Origin of the sequence: Massilia sp. CFBP9012 (assembly GCF_034045115.1) — a bacterium.
Classification (GTDB): domain Bacteria; phylum Pseudomonadota; class Gammaproteobacteria; order Burkholderiales; family Burkholderiaceae_D; genus Telluria.
Genome location: NZ_JAXCWM010000007.1, coordinates 363,232 through 380,390 on the forward strand (window position 1 = coordinate 363,232; position 17,159 = coordinate 380,390).

Genomic DNA, 17,159 nt, shown 5'->3' on the forward strand with positions numbered 1-17,159 from the left:
GAGAAGCACCAGCAAGAACATACCCACAACAGGAGACAACCATGCTTGTAGGCGTTCCAAAGGAAATCAAGAACCACGAATACCGCGTCGGCCTCACGCCGCCGTCCGTCCACGAACTGATTACGCGCGGCCATCAGGTGATCGTCCAGCAAGGCGCTGGCAGCGAGATCGGCCTGAGTGACGCCCACTACATCGCGGCCGGCGCCACCATCGCCGACAGCGCCCATGAAGTCTTCTCGCGCGCCGACATGATCGTCAAGGTCAAGGAGCCGCAACCAGCCGAATGCGCGATGCTGCGCGAAGGCCAAATCCTCTACACCTACCTCCACCTGGCTCCGGATCCGGAGCAAACCGCGGCCCTGGTCAAATCGGGCGCCATCTGCATTGCCTACGAAACGATCACCGGCCCGGGCGGCGGCTTGCCCTTGCTTGCGCCGATGAGCGAAGTCGCGGGCCGCATGGCGATCCAGGCCGGGGCCGCCCATCTGGAAAAATCCCGGGGCGGCATGGGCCTGCTGCTGGGCGGCGTGCCTGGCGTGGCGTCCGGCCACGTCGTCATCATCGGCGCCGGCGTGGTCGGCGCCAATGCGCTGCAGATGGCCGTTGGCACCGGCGCCCGCGTCACGGTGCTCGACAAGAACGTCGACCGGCTACGCCAGCTCGACCTGGTATTCGGCAACCGCATCTCTACCTTGTATTCCACTGCCCATGCGCTCGAGGAAGCGGTCGTGAACGCCGATCTGGTGATCGGCGGCGTGCTGGTGCCGGGCGCGGCGGCGCCGAAACTGGTCACGCGCGATATGGTGTCTCGCATGAAGAAGGGCGCGGTGGTCGTCGACGTGGCCATCGACCAGGGCGGCTGTTTCGAGACCTCGCACCCAACGACACACGCCGATCCGACCTTTCTGGTCGATGGCGTGGTCCACTACTGCGTCGCGAACATGCCGGGCGCCGTGGCGCGCACCTCGACCTTCGCCCTGAACAACGCCACCATCGGCCATGCTCTGGCGCTGGCGAACAAGGGCTGGCGGCGCGCACTGGCGGACGACGTCCACCTGCGTCATGGCCTGAACGTCTGCCAGGGCAAGGTCACCTTCGAGGCGGTAGCCCAGGCCCTGGGCTACGACTACATCCCGGCCGAATCGCTCCTAGGCTGAAGCGGCGTTTCCACCAGATGCCGGCACAAGCGCCGGGTGATGTGGAAAGCATATTGCGCGGCCACCGACTTCACGAAGCGCATGAAGTCGTGGGCCGCGTTTTCATTGGCATTGTCCGATACCGCGCGGATGACGGCGAACGGCACGTCCAGTTCGTGACACACCTGCGCCACCGCGGCGCCTTCCATTTCCACCGCCACCAGCCCGGGCAGGGCGCCATTGAGCGCCTCGATGCGCAGGCGGTCATTGACGAACTGGTCGCCGCTGGCGATCAGGCCGCGATGCACGCGTGGCTGTGCGAGGCCGAATGCCTGTCTCTCGGTCTCGGAAATCGTCTCTTCGAAGTCGCATTCCAGGAAGGCGTGGGCGGCGCTGGACAGGCGTAGCGACAGCTGCTGGTCTGGCTGGAAGTGCGTCTGGCCCGTGAGCGGCACTTCGAAACGCGGAAACAAGGGGCTGGCATCCATATCGTGCTGGACCAGCGATTCGGCCACCACGATGTCGCCCACACGGATTGTTTTATCCCCCGCACCGGCAACACCCGTGAAGAGGATGTGCGTAACTCCGAACTTTTCCACAAGCGTTGTCGCAGTCATGGCGGCAGCAACCTTGCCAATACGCGATAGAACGCACACAGCGTCGATTTCCCACAGTCGCCCGACCCAGAACTCGCGCTTGCCGTGGATGAGCTTGGCGGGTCCTCTCATGGCTTCCACGAGCCCTGCCTGTTCTTCGTGCAAAGCGCTGATGATCCCTAGACGCATGTTTTTCTGGATGGATAAGTGTGTAGAGACGTTTGCACGGTACTCGCGATTCAGATCGGCAACTGTGCATAAGGGACGGATTGTACACAGCTTCCATCGCATTCAGTCCTTGAATTGCAACGATTGTGGTTCTGGCTGGAAGTGGTGAACGACCTGTTCTGGACGACGCCCTTTTTTTGCTTGAGCAGTGTTTGCTTATTTAATTAAGAGATATGTATACAAGGTTGATAGTAGTAGGTAAACGCGAGGTTCTCTGTGGATAAGGCGTGTTTACTCCACAGTATCAATGGTTTACGACGTCGTTTACGCGTTGGAAAAAGCTTGCGTTCGTCTTGCACGGTTCTTGGACAACAAATCGGCTTCGTGAAAAAGCCCCTGTTCTGCACATCTGATGCTGTGGATATGCAGCGGCTTTTCCACAGGCGGATCCGTGTTGTGGCTGTTTAGCAGGCATTGCTGACAACGCTTTTACTGTCTGGCCTGCAGTTCGGGTGAGTCGGTGCGTTTGCCATGACCAGGGCCTTGTGCGTACGACGGTTTTTTTTCTGCACGACTTTGATGGTTTTGCAGCCTCAGGGCGGCCGGAGCCCGCGGCAGCGGCGTTTTCTCATTTTGTTTTAGTTAAAGGCTTGTATACAAAATGATAGTAATAGTAAACGCCTGCCGTTCTGTGGATAAACCCGATTTTTTCCACAACATCAGTGGTTTACGGTTGCGTTAACCCGCTGGAAAACGCCTGTGCCGGCGTTGTAGGAAAGTTGGATAGAAATTGCTCATCTGGACTAGATAGGGGTTTCTGCACATTCCATCCTGTGGATATTCATCCGGTTTTCCACAGAGGCTGTCTCTCCCCCCGACATGGTGGCCCTGGTCTACAAATGCGCAGGCGTGAATTCGAGATAACTGGCAGCGTCGACTTGCGAGATATTGCTTTCCTGTTTTGCCACACTCGACCGAAATTTTTTTTTTTCGAAGGCTCGTCAGGTTTACAACCAAGATCTGTATACAACATTGATAGTAGTAGTTAACGGAAGCCAGTTTCTGTGGACAACCCCATTAAAGAACACGAAATCAGGCATTTATGTCACGGATAACTCCGTGCACTGCTGAGCGAACTGCCTGGTGGCAAATCTGGACAAGATTTTTGCCTGTGGAGAAAAGTCGAGTTCTGCACAAACGATACCTGTGGATATCAAGTAGCTTATCCACAGAGGGGGTCTGGACAGGCGTTTACGTTCTGGTAAGCTGTTTCCCATCGAACTGAGGTACAGGGAAACGCATGGACGTCGTGTCGCGGTACGCCAGGGTCAATGGTTTGAACATGCATTACGTGACTGCCGGCGAGGGCCCGGCAGTCGTGCTCCTGCATGGCTTTCCGGATACCCATGCGGTCTGGCGGCGCCAGATTCCGGCCCTGGCTGCGGCTGGTTTCCAGGTCATCGCTCCCGACCTGCGCGGCTACGGCAAGACCGATATGCCGGCCGACGTCAGCGCATACGCAATCGACTTCGTGGCCGATGACGTGCTGCAGCTCATGAATGCGCTGGGCATCGCCGAAGCGACGGTGGTCGGCCACGATTGGGGTGCGCAGGTCGGTTGGAATCTGGCCATGCACGCGCCGCAACGCGTCAGCCGCTACGCGGCGCTGTCGGTTGGCCATCCCAAGGCGCTGGCCAAGTCAAGTCTCACGCAAAAACTGCGCTTCTGGTACATGGCCGTGTTCATGACGCCGGTCCTGGCCGAAACGCTGTTGAAGGCAGGTAATTGGGCCGCGCTACGCGCGATGAACCGCAGCCGCGAACAGCAGCAACTCTGGATCGATGCGCTGGCGCCGCAGGGCCGGCTGACCGCAGCCCTGAATTATTACCGCGCCAATCTCAAGGGTTCGCGCGGCAAGCGGTGGAAGCCGGTCGACGTGCCGGTGCTGGGCGTCTGGAGCGAGCACGATCCCGCGCTGCGCGAACAGCAAATGCTGGACTCGCGCGAACAATGCCGCGCCGGTTTCGAGTATGCCCGCATCGACGGCGTCGGCCATTGGCTGCAGCTGTCGGGCGCCGAGCGGCTCAATGGCTTGCTCATCGATTTCGCACGATCGCCGGCGGCCGTCACACCGGAATAAGTTCCACGGGGAAGGGCCGGCTGGCGCCGTGTCAGTACGGCTTGCTTGCCGTAAAATATCGGCTCTGCACTTCCCCTGAAAGTCTCCCATGATCGATGTAGTGTGGCTCGGCGGCGCCGCTTTTGCCGCCGGCCTGGTCGACGCCGTTGTCGGTGGCGGCGGCCTGATCCAGCTTCCCGCGATGTTCTCCCTGTTGCCAAGAGAAGCGCCGGCAACCATCCTCGGCACCAATAAACTCGCAGCGATCTTTGGCACCGGTTCGGCCGCCGTCAGTTACGCCCGTCGGGTACGGGTTGCGTGGAGCACCGCGGCGCCGGCCGCCATCGCTGCGTTCGCCTTGTCTTTCGTCGGCGCCTGGACCGTGACGCAGGTGCCGGCCGATTTCGTGCGCGCGCTGCTGCCGTTTGTCCTGGTCGCGGTTGCCGTCTATACCTTCATGAAAAAGGATCTCGGGGCAGTACACGCGCCGCTGCACAGCGGGATGGCTGAGCGCTATTGGGCCATCGGCATCGGCGCCGCCATCGGTTTCTATGATGGCTTCTTTGGGCCGGGCACCGGCAGCTTCCTGCTGTTCCTGTTCGTGCGCTTTTTCGGCTTCGACTTCCTGAGCGCCTCGGCCGCGGCCAAGGTCGTCAACGTCGCCTGCAATCTGTCGGCGCTGATGTGGTTCGGCTACAGCGGTCACTTGCTGTGGCAGCTGGGCTTGCTGATGGCGGGATGTCAGATCATCGGCGCGGTGATCGGCACCAGACTTGCGCTGAAGCATGGCAGTGGTTTCGTGCGCAAATTATTCCTGTTCGTTGTCTCGGCGCTGATTGTAAAGACAGCCTACGACTCGTTCACAAAGCTGGGCTGGTAAGGCTGTTCCACGTGAAACATAGGGTCACATCGGGCCGGGTTCGCAACCCGGCTTTTTTATTACCTGGTGTTCCACGTGAAACACAGAGGCAAGAACTGAAGAGTAAGGTTTCACGTGAAACAAAATCTGTCGTTTTCGGACCCATGCAGAGTCCAGCAGGAAAAAAGAATCTATAATCGCGCATTAGTCCCCTCGCTCCACACCCCATCATGCTATTTCCTACTGAATTCGACGTCATCGTCGTCGGCGGCGGCCATGCCGGAACCGAAGCCGCACTTGCGTCCGCGCGCACCGGTCAAAAGACCCTGCTGCTGACCCACAATATCGAAACCCTTGGCGCCATGTCTTGCAATCCGTCGATTGGCGGCATCGGCAAGGGTCACCTGGTCAAGGAAGTCGACGCCCTCGGCGGCGCCATGGCCATCGCTACCGACGAGGCGGGCATCCAGTTCCGCATTCTGAATTCGTCCAAGGGCCCGGCCGTGCGCGCCACCCGCGCCCAGGCCGACCGCGTCCTGTACAAGGCCGCGATCCGCTCGCGCCTGGAAAACCAGCCGAACCTGTGGCTGTTCCAGCAGGCGGTCGACGACTTGATGGTGGAGGGCGACCGCGTGGTCGGCGCCGTCACCCAGGTCGGCCTGAAGTTCCGTGCCCGCGCCGTGGTGCTCACCGCCGGTACTTTCCTGGACGGGAAGATTCACGTCGGCCTGCAGAACTATTCGGGCGGCCGCGCGGGCGATCCGCCAGCGACCTCGCTGTCGGCGCGCCTGAAGGAACTGAAACTGCCGCAGGGTCGCCTCAAGACGGGCACGCCGCCACGCATCGATGGCCGCAGCATCGACTTCTCGGTGCTGGCCGAACAGCCGGGCGACCTCGATCCGGTGCCGGTGTTCTCGTACATGGGCAATGTGGCGATGCATCCCCGCCAGGTGCCGTGCTGGGTGACGCATACCAATGAGCGCACCCACGACATCATCCGCGCCGGCCTGGATCGCAGCCCGATGTATACCGGCGTGATCGAAGGCGTTGGCCCGCGCTACTGCCCATCGATCGAAGACAAGATCCATCGTTTCGCCTCGAAGGAATCGCACCAGATCTTCCTGGAGCCAGAAGGCCTGACCACCAACGAGTTCTACCCGAACGGGATCTCGACCAGCCTGCCGTTCGACGTCCAGCTGGAGCTGGTGCGCTCGATGCGCGGCATGGAAAACGCCTTCATCCTGCGTCCCGGCTATGCGATCGAATACGATTACTTTGACCCGCGCGGCCTGAAGGCCTCGCTCGAGACCAAGTCGATCAAGGGCCTGTTCTTCGCCGGCCAGATCAACGGCACCACCGGCTACGAAGAAGCCGCGGCCCAGGGGCTGCTGGCCGGCCTGAACGCCGCGCTGCAAACCCAGGGCAAGGACACCTGGACGCCGGGCCGCTCCGAAGCCTATCTCGGCGTGCTGGTCGATGACCTCACCACCCAAGGCGTGGCCGAGCCATACCGCATGTTCACCAGCCGCGCCGAGTACCGCCTGTCGCTGCGCGAAGACAACGCCGACATGCGCCTGACCGAGATCGGCCGCCAGCTGGGCATCGTCGACGACGCGCGCTGGCAAGCCTTCGAGACCAAGCGCGAATCCGTCGCCCGCGAGCTGGAGCGACTGAAAGCGACCTGGGTCAACCCGCGAATCCTGGCTGCGGTCGAATCGGAACGCGTGGTGGGGCAGGCGCTCGAGCGCGAATACAACCTGGCCGACCTGCTGAGAAGACCGGGCGTCGAGTACGACACCCTCATGACGATGCAAGGTAATGAGGGCCAGCCACTGGCCGGTCCTGGCGTCGAAGACCCGGCAGTGAAAGAACAGGTGGAGATCCAGCTGAAGTATTCCGGCTATATCGATCGCCAGGCGCGCGAAGTCGAGCGTCACGACCATTACGAAAACCTGAAGCTGCCCGAGAACCTGAACTACCTGGAGATCGCGGCGCTGTCGTTCGAGGTGCGCCAGAAGCTGGACAAGCAGCGTCCCGAAACCCTTGGCCAGGCTTCGCGCATCTCGGGCGTGACCCCGGCGGCGATCTCGCTGCTGCTGGTGCACCTGAAAAAGCGTGGCGTCCCGGGCTTTGCGCCGACCACTTCGGAGGCGGCGCAATGAAATATGCGTTCGACCGCGATGCGCTGGCCAAGGTGCTGGCTGACGGTATCGCTGAAATGGGTCTGGATGTAACGCCAGAACAGCAGGGCAAACTGATGGCTTACCTGCAGCTGATGCACAAATGGAATGCGGTGTACAACCTGACCTCGCTGCGCGATCCCGTGCAGATGGTGACCCACCACCTGCTCGACTCGTTGGCCGCGGTGCCGGCATTCAAGGATGCGCGCAATGTGCTGGACGTGGGAGCAGGGGGCGGATTGCCAGGCACCGTGCTGGCGATCACCCGGCCCGACATGAAAGTGGCGATGATCGACACCGTGCACAAGAAAACCGCCTTCCTCACGCAAGTGAAGGCGGAACTGGGACTCACGAACGTCACCGTGTACACGATGAAGGTGCAAGACCTGGCGGTGAGCGACAAATTCGACGTCATTACCTCACGCGCTTTTGCAGACCTGTCCGATTTCGTCAACTGGTCGGGACACCTGCTGCAAGAGAGCGGCAAATTCATCGCCCTGAAAGGGGTGGCGCCGAGCGAGGAACGCGAGCGGCTGCCGCAAGACTGGAAAGTGATCGATTTGCAGCCCCTGCAGGTGCCAAGGCTGGGCGCGGAACGCCACCTGGTCTTTATCCAGCGAACCGCATAAACGATATTAACTGTACAAACCGTATAAACCGTTTATATCGTTTATACAGTATGAATCATTAAAATGGTTTGTACGGTATGAACCGTATGACGTCTTGTAGCCGCTTTCGAGAAAGAGAATAGATGGCGAAGATATTTTGCGTAGCGAACCAGAAGGGTGGGGTAGGCAAGACCACCACCTCCGTCAACCTGGCGGCAGGCCTGGCTAAACTGGACCAGCGTGTGCTGCTGGTCGACCTTGACCCGCAGGGAAATGCGACCATGGGCGCAGGCATCAACAAGGCCGAGCTCGAGTCGTCGATCTACCAGGTGCTGCTGGGCGAGTCCGACGTTGCCGGTGCGCGAGTGCGCTCCGAGGCGGGGCGCTTCGACGTGTTGCCCGCCAATCGCGAGCTGGCCGGCGCCGAAGTCGAGATGGTGTCGCTCGAGAACCGCGAGCGCCGCCTGAAGGATGCATTGGCCGCAGTCGACGCCGACTACGACTTCATCCTGGTCGACTGCCCGCCCGCGCTGTCGCTGCTCACGCTCAACGGCCTGTGCGCCGCGCATGGCGTGATCATCCCGATGCAGTGCGAGTACTACGCGCTGGAAGGTTTGTCCGATCTGGTCAACACGATCAAGAAGGTACACGCCAACCTGAACACTGACCTCAAGATCATCGGCCTGTTACGGGTGATGTTCGACCCGCGCATGACCTTGTCGCAGCAGGTCTCGAACCAGCTCGAGCAGCACTTCGGCGACAAGGTGTTCAAGACCATTATCCCGCGCAACGTCCGCTTGGCCGAAGCGCCGTCCTACGGCATCCCGGGCGTGACCTTCGATCCCTCGTCGAAAGGCGCGCAGGCGTATATCGCCTTTGGCGCGGAAATGGTCCAGCGCATCAAGACCATGTAATCACCAGAAAAGCTGACACGACAATGGCAACCAAAAAACTCAAGGGACTGGGCCGCGGGCTCGACGCCCTGCTCGGCGGCGACATGGACGCCGCGCCCGCCGCAAGCAATCTCCCTTCGGTCCTGGCCGTCACCCAGATCCAGGCCGGCAAGTATCAACCGCGTACCCGCATGGACGAAGTGAGCCTGTCCGAGCTGGCCGCCTCGATCAAGACCCAGGGCATCATGCAGCCGGTGCTGGTGCGTCCGCTGCCGGCGGGATCGAGCACGCCGTACGAGATCATCGCCGGCGAGCGGCGCTTCCGCGCGGCGCAGATGGCGGGACTGGAAGAGATCCCGGTGCTGGTGCGCGACGTCGACGACCAGGCCGCGGCCGCGATGGCCCTGATCGAGAACATGCAGCGCGAGGACCTCAATCCGCTGGAGGAAGCGCAGGGCATCCAGCGCCTGATCTCGGACTTCAACTTCACGCACGAGCAGGCGGCCGGCGCGGTCGGCCGTTCGCGCAGCGCGGTGTCGAACCTGCTGCGCCTGATCAACCTGGCGCAGCCGGTGCAGACCATGCTGATGGCAGGGGATATCGACATGGGCCATGCCCGCGCCTTGCTGGCGGTCGACAGCGCGAACCAGATCGCGCTGGCCAATCATGTCGTCGCCCGTCGCCTGTCGGTGCGTGAGACCGAAAAGCTGGTTGCGCGCGCGCTCGAAGAGCAGGCCGCTCCGGCCCAGTCGGCGCGCGCCAAGGACAAGCCGGGCGACATCGTCAGGCTGGAAGAAGAACTGTCCGACAAGCTGGCGACGCCGGTGCTGTTCAAGATGGGCACGAAGGGCAGGGGCCAGATGATCATCGACTTCGCCGACCTGGACATCCTCGAGGGTGTGCTCGCGCGTCTGCGCGCGTAAAAAACAGGGACGCCACCTGCTCGAATGAGGTGGCGTTGCAGGGTGGCCGGCGAGATAGCCGGCCACCTCGGAGGCGTTAGCGCTACCAACTTTCGTGCCGGCCGGACCAGCGCAGTCACTGTCGCAGCAAGCACGCAGTAACTACGTAAAGCAGCGCAATTGTCACATCCCCCTCTATACACGATCTGAGGCTAAGTAGCTGAAAATATTGCGCTATCCGCCGGCATCGTGTCACATTTTCGCCATATATTCGTCCCAGTTATAAGTGTGGAATCGTTTGACTCACGTCCGTATAACCACTTATAATTCCGGCGATTCTTGTAATTATCACCTCGTAGTACGTCCAAAATGCGCTAGCGCAAGAGCTAAAAGAATATGCTACGCATCGTTTCCCTGCAGCTGATAGCAACGGTAGTCGTCGGTCTCATCGCCGCACTACTGGGGGGATGGGCTGCGATGTTTTCGGCGGTACTGGGCGGTTTGTGTTGTGTCGTGCCCAACGGGATCATGGCAGTGCGCTTGTTCGCCGCATCCGCTTCGGGTACGGCGAGTCCCGCGACATTTTTCATCTGGGAATTTGTAAAGATTGCATTAACGCTGGCGCTTTTAGGCGCAACTGCGTGGCTGTATCACGATCTAAACTGGCTGGCACTGGTCGCCGGAATCATCGTGGCACTGAAAAGTTACATCATCTTATTATTTAGGCAATGACGACATGGCGACTCCAGTAGACGGCGCAGCGCACGCGCCCACCGCATCAGAATATATCATTCACCACCTGGGCCACCTGAAGAACCAGTACCAGGTGGGACCGGTCGATTTCTCGGTCATCCACTACGACACGATGTTCTGGTCGATCGCGATGGGCCTGACCGCCTGCCTGTTGATGTGGGCCGCCGCGCGCAATGCGACTGCCGGCGTTCCTGGCCGTTTCCAGGCATTCGTCGAAATGATGTTCGAAATGGTCGACGACCAGGCCAAGACCATCGTGCACGGCGACCGCAGCTTCATCGCTCCGCTGGCACTGACCGTGTTCGTCTGGATCGTCCTGATGAACGCGCTGGACTTGCTGCCGGTCGACATGTGGGCATGGCTGTTCGCATTCTTCGGCGTCGAGCACATCTTCCCGTATCACCGTGTGGTTCCGACCGCCGACCTGAACGGTCCGATCGGCATGTCGCTGGGCGTGCTGCTGCTGATGATCTATTACGGCATCAAGATCAAGGGCTTCGGCGGCTGGCTCCACGAGCTGTTCTCGGCACCGTTCGGCATCTGGATGGCGCCGTTCAACCTGCTCCTGAACATCATCGAATACGCAGCAAAAATGGTGTCGCTCGGTATGCGACTGTTCGGTAACATGTTTGCCGGCGAACTGCTGTTCCTCTTGATCGCACTGCTGGGCGGAACCGCGACGATGTTCGGTTTCATCGGCCACGTGATTGCCGGTTCCATCTGGGCGATCTTCCACATCCTGATCGTGCTCCTGCAGGCATTCATTTTCATGATGCTGACGCTGGTTTACCTCGGTCAGGCTCACGAAGGCCACTGATCGAAGCCGCAAGCATCGAGTGAATGTGGTTGTAAAGAAGTTGTAGTTTTTAATTTAGTTTTTAATTTAACTTTTGGAGTTTTACATGACTGACCTTTCTTTTGTTGCACTGGCTTGCGGTTTGATCATCGGTCTGGGCGCAATCGGCGCTTGTATCGGTATCGCTCTGATGGGCGGTAAATACCTGGAAGCTTCTGCACGTCAGCCAGAACTGATGAACACCCTGCAGACCAAGATGTTCCTGCTGGCTGGTCTGATCGACGCGGCATTCCTGATCGGCGTTGGTATCGCAATGCTGTTCGCGTTCGCTAACCCGTTCGTTCCAGTCTAAGACTCGCGTCTCGAGGTCTTGAAGGGCCGAACCAGTTTCTGGTTCGGCATCCGTGTTTCTGTAAGAAGGATAAAACCGTGAACCTTAATGCAACCCTGCTTGCACAGCTCGTGGTGTTCTTCATCCTGGCGCTGTTCACGATGAAATTCGTGTGGCCGCCGCTGATGAAAGCGCTCGACGAGCGCGCTGCGAAGATCGCGAGTGGCCTGGCCGCTGCCGACCGCGGCAAGGCTGACCTGGCTGCCGCCGAAAAGCGCGTCCAGACCGAACTGGCTGGCGCCCGTGACGAAGTCCAGAAGCGCATCAACGACGCTGAAAAGCGCGCTGCTGCGATCATCGAAGAAGCGAAGAAAACCGCCGTCGAAGAAGGCGCACGCATCGTCGCTGCCGCCAAGGCAGACGCCGAGCAGCAAGTGACGCGCGCGCGCGAAGAACTGCGTGGCCAGGTTGCAGCCCTCGCGGTTGCCGGCGCCGAGCAGATCTTGAAGCGTGAAGTGAACGCAGCGGCTCACGCCGACCTGCTGTCGCAACTGTCGACCGAGCTCTGATCATGGCAGAACTCGCAACCGTCGCCCGCCCTTACGCCGAAGCGTTGTTCCGTGTCGCCCAAACCGGCGACCTGAACGCGTGGTCGGCCATCGCGTCGGAACTGGGCCAGATCGGCGCCAACTCCGATGTGCAGGCCTTCGCCAGCAACCCGCACGTCACGCATGCACAACTGGCGGACACGATTGCGTCGCTGGTCAAGGCTCCGCTGACTGCAGAAGCGAAGAATTTCATCGCAATGCTGGCAGAAAACGGCCGCATCAACCTGCTGCCGGAAATCAGCGCCCAGTTCGCGCTCCTGAAGAACGCCAGCGAAGGCGCTGCCGACGCGACGATCTTCAGCGCGTTCGAGCTTTCGGCCGACCAGCTGTCGCAGCTGGCCGCCACGCTGGAAAAGAAATTTGGCCGCAAGCTGAACCCAACGGTAACAGTGGATCCCTCGCTGATCGGTGGTGTGCGCGTGGTCGTCGGTGACGAAGTGCTCGATACCTCGGTACGCGCCAAGCTGCAACGGATGCACGTTGCGCTCGCGTCCTGAGTCAATCGCACCGCCGACGACTCACCCTTGCCCTACGCATCAAGAAACTATAATTGGAGTTAGCTAGCATGCAACTTAACCCATCTGAAATCAGCGAGCTGATCAAGAGCCGGATCCAGGGCCTCGAAGCCACTGCCGACGTCCGCAACCAGGGCACCGTCATCTCGGTCGCCGACGGTATCTGCCGCATCCACGGTCTGTCGGACGTGATGCAGGGCGAGATGCTGGAATTCCCAGGCAACACCTTTGGCCTGGCGATGAACCTCGAGCGCGACTCGGTCGGTTCGGTCATCCTGGGTGCTTACGAGCACATCTCGGAAGGCGACATCGTCAAGACCACCGGCCGCATCCTGGAAGTGCCGATCGGTCCTGAACTGCGTGGCCGCGTGGTCAACGCCCTGGGCCAGCCGATCGACGGCAAAGGTCCGATCGATGCCAAGCTGACCGCCCCGATCGAAAAGATCGCGCCAGGCGTCATCGCCCGCGAATCGGTGTCGCAGCCTATGCAGACCGGCATCAAGTCGATCGACGCGATGGTGCCGATCGGCCGTGGCCAGCGTGAGCTGATCATTGGCGACCGCCAGACCGGTAAATCGGCTGTCGCTGTCGACGCGATCATCAACCAGAAAGGTCAAGGCGTTACCTGCGTGTACGTCGCGATCGGTCAAAAAGCATCGACCATCAAGAACATCGTGCGCTCGCTGGAAACCCACGGCGCGATGGAATACACCATCGTCGTGGCAGCATCGGCGTCGGAATCGGCCGCCATGCAGTACATCTCGGCCTACTCGGGCTGCGCGATGGGCGAATACTTCCGCGACCGCGGCGAAGACGCACTGATCGTGTACGATGACCTGTCGAAGCAAGCAGTTGCCTACCGTCAGATTTCCCTGCTGCTGCGCCGCCCACCAGGCCGCGAAGCATATCCAGGCGACGTGTTCTACCTGCACAGCCGTCTGCTCGAGCGCGCAGCCCGCGTGAACGCCGACTACGTCGAGAAGTTCACCAACGGCGCCGTCACCGGCAAGACCGGTTCGCTGACCGCACTGCCGATCATCGAAACCCAAGCTGGCGACGTCTCGGCCTTCGTGCCGACCAACGTGATTTCGATTACCGACGGCCAGATCTTCCTGGAGACCTCGCTGTTCAACGCCGGTATCCGTCCTGCGATCAACGCCGGTATCTCGGTGTCGCGCGTCGGTGGCGCTGCCCAGACCAAGGTCATCAAGGGCCTGTCGGGCGGTATCCGTACCGACCTGGCACAGTACCGTGAACTGGCTGCGTTCGCGCAGTTCGCATCGGACCTGGACGAATCGACCCGCAAGCAGCTGGACCGCGGCGCGCGCGTGACTGAACTGCTGAAGCAGCCGCAGTTCTCGCCACTGTCGACCTCGCTGATGGCCGCATCGCTGTTCGCCGTCAACAAGGGCTACCTGGACGATATCGAAGTCAAGAAAGTGCTGCCATTCGAACACGGCCTGCACGCCTTCCTGAAGTCGGGTCACGCTGCCCTGCTGTCGAAGATCGACGAAACCAAGCAACTGGACAAGGACAGCGAAGCACTGCTGGCCGCCGCTGTTGCTGATTTCAAGAAATCCGGCGCATATTAATTGATGGACCGGCGCCGCCTGCGGGCGGCGCCGGTGCCCGGAAGGAGTAAGGACTCATGGCAGCAGGCAAAGAGATTCGTGGCAAGATCAAGAGCGTAGAGAATACGAAGAAGATCACCAAGGCGATGGAAATGGTCGCCGCATCGAAAATGCGCAAGGCGCAGGATCGCATGCGCGCCGCCCGTCCCTACAGTGACAAGGTTCGTAATATCACCGCCAACCTGGCGGGCGCAAACCCGGAGTACACGCACGCATTCATGGCGCAAGCCAAGGGTGTGTCGGCAAAGGCAGTGGGTTTCATCGTCATCACGACCGACAAGGGTCTGTGCGGCGGCATGAACACCAACATCCTGCGCCAGGTAACGCAGAAGGCGCGTGAGCAGGAACAAGCGGGCAACCGTGTCGAGGCAGTCGCCATCGGCAACAAGGGCCTGGGCTTCCTGAACCGCGTCGGCATGAAGCTGGTGTCGCAAGCGACCCAGCTGGGCGATGCCCCGCAACTGGACAAGCTGATCGGACCGGTCAAAGTGATGCTGGACGCGTACCAGGAAGGCAAGCTCGATGCTGTCTACCTGTGCTACACCAAGTTCATCAACACGATGAAGCAGGAAGCAATGGTCGAGCAGTTGCTCCCGCTCCCAGCGAAAGCTTTGGTGGCCGACTCCGGCGCCCACGGCTGGGACTACATCTACGAACCGGAAGCACAGGTCGTCATCGACGAGCTGCTGGTGCGTTACGTGGAAGCGCTGGTGTACCAGGCGGTGGCAGAAAACCTGGCGTCCGAGCAATCGGCGCGCATGGTCGCGATGAAGGCCGCGAGCGATAACGCCGGCAGTGTCATCAGCGACCTGAAACTGGTCTACAACAAGACCCGCCAGGCTGCGATTACCAAAGAACTCTCCGAGATCGTCTCTGGGGCCGCTGCCGTCTAACGGCTGCACCCCGCGATCAAGCTAAAAGAATTTAACTATATATCTGAAGGAACGAACATGGCTGATGGCAAAATCGTTCAGTGTATCGGCGCAGTGGTTGACGTGGAATTCCCACGTAACGCCATGCCGAAAGTGTACGACGCACTGAAAATGGAAGGCTCCGACCTGACCCTCGAAGTGCAACAGCAGCTGGGCGACGGCATTGTCCGTACCATTGCGCTGGGCAGCTCGGACGGCATGCGTCGTGGCATGATCATCCAGAATACCGGCAATCCAATCATGGTCCCGGTCGGCACCCCGACCCTGGGCCGCATCATGGACGTGCTGGGCAACCCGATCGACGAATGCGGTCCGGTCAGCCACGAGCGCATGGCGTCGATCCACCGTGATGCGCCGGCCTACGACGAACTGTCGCCATCGACCGACCTGCTGGAAACCGGCATCAAGGTTATCGACCTGGTCTGCCCGTTCGCCAAAGGCGGTAAAGTCGGCCTGTTCGGCGGCGCCGGCGTCGGCAAGACCGTCAACATGATGGAACTGATTAACAACATCGCCAAGGCACACTCGGGTCTGTCCGTGTTCGCCGGCGTGGGTGAGCGTACCCGTGAAGGTAACGACTTCTACCACGAGATGGCCGATGCGAAAGTCGTCGACCTGGAAAACCCTGCCAACTCGAAAGTGGCAATGGTCTACGGTCAGATGAACGAACCACCAGGCAACCGTCTGCGCGTCGCGCTGACCGGCCTAACCATGGCTGAAGCGTTCCGTGATGAAGGCAAGGACGTCCTGTTCTTCGTCGACAACATCTACCGCTACACCCTGGCCGGTACCGAAGTCTCGGCACTGCTGGGCCGTATGCCATCGGCAGTGGGCTACCAGCCTACCCTGGCCGAAGAGATGGGCCGCCTGCAAGAGCGCATCACCTCGACCAAGACCGGTTCGATCACCTCGATCCAGGCCGTCTACGTCCCTGCGGATGACTTGACCGACCCGTCGCCAGCGACCACCTTCGCCCACCTGGACTCGACCGTCGTTCTGTCGCGTGACATCGCTTCGCTGGGTATCTACCCTGCGGTCGATCCACTCGATTCGACCTCGCGCCAGCTGGATCCGCTGGTCGTCGGTGAAGAGCACTACGCCACCGCGCGCGCCGTGCAGAACACCCTGCAGCGCTACAAGGAACTGCGTGACATCATCGCGATTCTGGGCATGGACGAACTGGCGCCAGAAGACAAGCTGGTCGTCGCACGCGCTCGCAAGATGCAGCGTTTCCTGTCGCAGCCGTTCCACGTCGCTGAAGTCTTCACCGGCGCACCAGGCAAATACGTTTCGCTGAAAGACACGATCAAGGGCTTCAAGATGATCGCATCGGGCGAACTGGATCACCTGCCGGAGCAAGCGTTCTACATGGTCGGCACGATCGAAGAGGCTATCGAGAAAGCCAAGAAACTGGCTGCCTAAGTCGGCTTCTTCGTCTAACTGAAGGACACACATGGCAAACACATTTCTCGTTGACGTAGTCTCGGCCGAAGAGCAGATCTTCTCCGGCCAGGCCGAATTCGTCGCGTTGCCGGGTGAAGCGGGTGAGCTGGGTATCTACCCGAAGCACACCCCGCTGATCACGCGCATCCGTCCGGGCGCGGTGCGCATCCAGGTGGCCGGCGGCGGCGAAGAGTTCGTCTTCGTAGCCGGCGGTATCCTCGAAGTGCAGCCGAACGGCGTGACCGTGCTGGCCGACACCGCGATCCGCGGTGGCGACCTGGACGAAGCGAAAGCAAGCGCAGCCAAGAAACAGGCTGAAGAGCTGATGCTGAACAAGGATTCGAACATCGACTACGCGAAAGCCCAGGCCGAAATGGCCGCGGCGGTCGCGCAGCTGGCGGCGATCCAGAAGCTGCGGTCGAAAGGCCGTTGAGCTGAACAAGCTCGGCAATCAAAGGGGCAGCCTGCGGGCTGCCTTTTTTTATGGCGCTGTACTCGTTAAATATGGATGAGCATTGAACTGCTGAGCTGACCCGCGGTCCAATCCCTGTCGCCATCGATCGGGAGCGCTCAATGAAAGCGCCGAATTTTGAGAAGCTGTTCGCCCAGCTATCGCTGCTGAACCAGCCGCAGCGTCAGCGGGTGCTCGCCGCCCTGCATCCGGCAGCCGGGCTCGACCGGGTGGTCGC

At 60.5% G+C, this 17,159-nt stretch carries 17 protein-coding genes and 1 pseudogene; 17 read left to right on the forward strand and 1 reads right to left on the reverse strand.

Features of this window, described 5'->3' with window-relative positions:
• The first annotated feature begins 41 nt into the window (after positions 1–41).
• On the forward strand, positions 42–1,157 hold the full coding sequence (ald, locus tag SOM61_RS14245; RefSeq protein ID WP_320474698.1) for an alanine dehydrogenase: 1,116 nt from the start codon (positions 42–44) through the stop codon (positions 1,155–1,157).
• Here ald and SOM61_RS14250 read toward each other — a convergent pair.
• Positions 1,127–1,921, reverse strand: coding sequence for a 5'-methylthioadenosine/adenosylhomocysteine nucleosidase (locus SOM61_RS14250; protein WP_320474699.1), 795 nt, complete (start codon positions 1,919–1,921; stop codon positions 1,127–1,129). The genes ald and SOM61_RS14250 overlap by 31 nt on opposite strands.
• Positions 1,922–3,242: 1,321 nt before the next feature.
• Here SOM61_RS14250 and SOM61_RS14255 point away from each other — a divergent pair.
• The 16 genes and pseudogenes from SOM61_RS14255 to SOM61_RS26535 all read left to right on the forward strand — a co-directional run.
• The gene (locus SOM61_RS14255) at positions 3,243–4,040 is read left to right on the forward strand and encodes an alpha/beta fold hydrolase (RefSeq protein ID WP_320474700.1); all 798 of its coding nucleotides are present in this window, start codon (positions 3,243–3,245) and stop codon (positions 4,038–4,040) included.
• Positions 4,041–4,128: 88 nt separating this feature from the next.
• Positions 4,129–4,899: a sulfite exporter TauE/SafE family protein gene (locus SOM61_RS14260; protein WP_320474701.1), complete on the forward strand. Its 771-nt coding sequence runs from the start codon at positions 4,129–4,131 to the stop codon at positions 4,897–4,899.
• A 209-nt stretch (positions 4,900–5,108) separates the two neighbouring features.
• A complete protein-coding gene (gene mnmG, locus SOM61_RS14265) occupies positions 5,109–7,040 on the forward strand; it encodes a tRNA uridine-5-carboxymethylaminomethyl(34) synthesis enzyme MnmG (RefSeq protein WP_320474702.1) in 1,932 nt (643 codons plus the stop codon).
• A complete protein-coding gene (gene rsmG, locus SOM61_RS14270; protein ID WP_320474703.1) occupies positions 7,037–7,687 on the forward strand; it encodes a 16S rRNA (guanine(527)-N(7))-methyltransferase RsmG in 651 nt (216 codons plus the stop codon). Before mnmG ends, rsmG begins: the two co-directional genes overlap by 4 nt.
• Positions 7,688–7,809: 122 nt before the next feature.
• A complete protein-coding gene (locus SOM61_RS14275; protein ID WP_147934952.1) occupies positions 7,810–8,580 on the forward strand; it encodes a ParA family protein in 771 nt (256 codons plus the stop codon).
• A 23-nt stretch (positions 8,581–8,603) separates the two neighbouring features.
• Positions 8,604–9,482, forward strand: a complete 879-nt coding sequence (locus SOM61_RS14280) for a ParB/RepB/Spo0J family partition protein (protein WP_320474704.1) — start codon at positions 8,604–8,606, stop codon at positions 9,480–9,482.
• A gap of 375 nt (positions 9,483–9,857) precedes the next feature.
• A complete protein-coding gene (locus SOM61_RS14285; RefSeq protein ID WP_123068507.1) occupies positions 9,858–10,193 on the forward strand; it encodes an ATP synthase subunit I in 336 nt (111 codons plus the stop codon).
• 4 nt (positions 10,194–10,197) lie between these two features.
• On the forward strand, positions 10,198–11,031 hold the full coding sequence (gene atpB, locus SOM61_RS14290; RefSeq protein ID WP_320474705.1) for a F0F1 ATP synthase subunit A: 834 nt from the start codon (positions 10,198–10,200) through the stop codon (positions 11,029–11,031).
• Between the two features lie 85 nt (positions 11,032–11,116).
• Positions 11,117–11,362 (forward strand): F0F1 ATP synthase subunit C, encoded by a 246-nt coding sequence (gene atpE, locus SOM61_RS14295; RefSeq protein ID WP_005664041.1) that lies wholly within the window; start codon positions 11,117–11,119, stop codon positions 11,360–11,362.
• A gap of 77 nt (positions 11,363–11,439) precedes the next feature.
• Complete coding sequence (locus SOM61_RS14300) at positions 11,440–11,910, forward strand: F0F1 ATP synthase subunit B (protein ID WP_123068509.1); 471 nt, start codon at positions 11,440–11,442, stop codon at positions 11,908–11,910.
• Positions 11,911–11,912: 2 nt separating this feature from the next.
• Complete coding sequence (locus SOM61_RS14305; RefSeq protein ID WP_123068510.1) at positions 11,913–12,446, forward strand: F0F1 ATP synthase subunit delta; 534 nt, start codon at positions 11,913–11,915, stop codon at positions 12,444–12,446.
• Positions 12,447–12,514: 68 nt separating this feature from the next.
• Positions 12,515–14,056 carry a F0F1 ATP synthase subunit alpha gene (gene atpA, locus SOM61_RS14310; protein WP_320468511.1) on the forward strand — a complete coding sequence of 514 codons (1,542 nt, stop codon included), beginning with the start codon at positions 12,515–12,517 and terminating at the stop codon, positions 14,054–14,056.
• 56 nt (positions 14,057–14,112) lie between these two features.
• On the forward strand, positions 14,113–14,988 hold the full coding sequence (atpG, locus tag SOM61_RS14315) for a F0F1 ATP synthase subunit gamma (RefSeq protein WP_123068512.1): 876 nt from the start codon (positions 14,113–14,115) through the stop codon (positions 14,986–14,988).
• 57 nt (positions 14,989–15,045) lie between these two features.
• Entirely contained in the window at positions 15,046–16,449 is a 1,404-nt protein-coding gene (gene atpD, locus SOM61_RS14320; protein ID WP_123068513.1) for a F0F1 ATP synthase subunit beta, read from the forward strand.
• Positions 16,450–16,480: 31 nt separating this feature from the next.
• Complete coding sequence (locus SOM61_RS14325) at positions 16,481–16,903, forward strand: F0F1 ATP synthase subunit epsilon (RefSeq protein ID WP_123068514.1); 423 nt, start codon at positions 16,481–16,483, stop codon at positions 16,901–16,903.
• Between the two features lie 140 nt (positions 16,904–17,043).
• A pseudogene (locus SOM61_RS26535) lies at positions 17,044–17,159 on the forward strand (IS1595 family transposase); the annotation flags it as partial.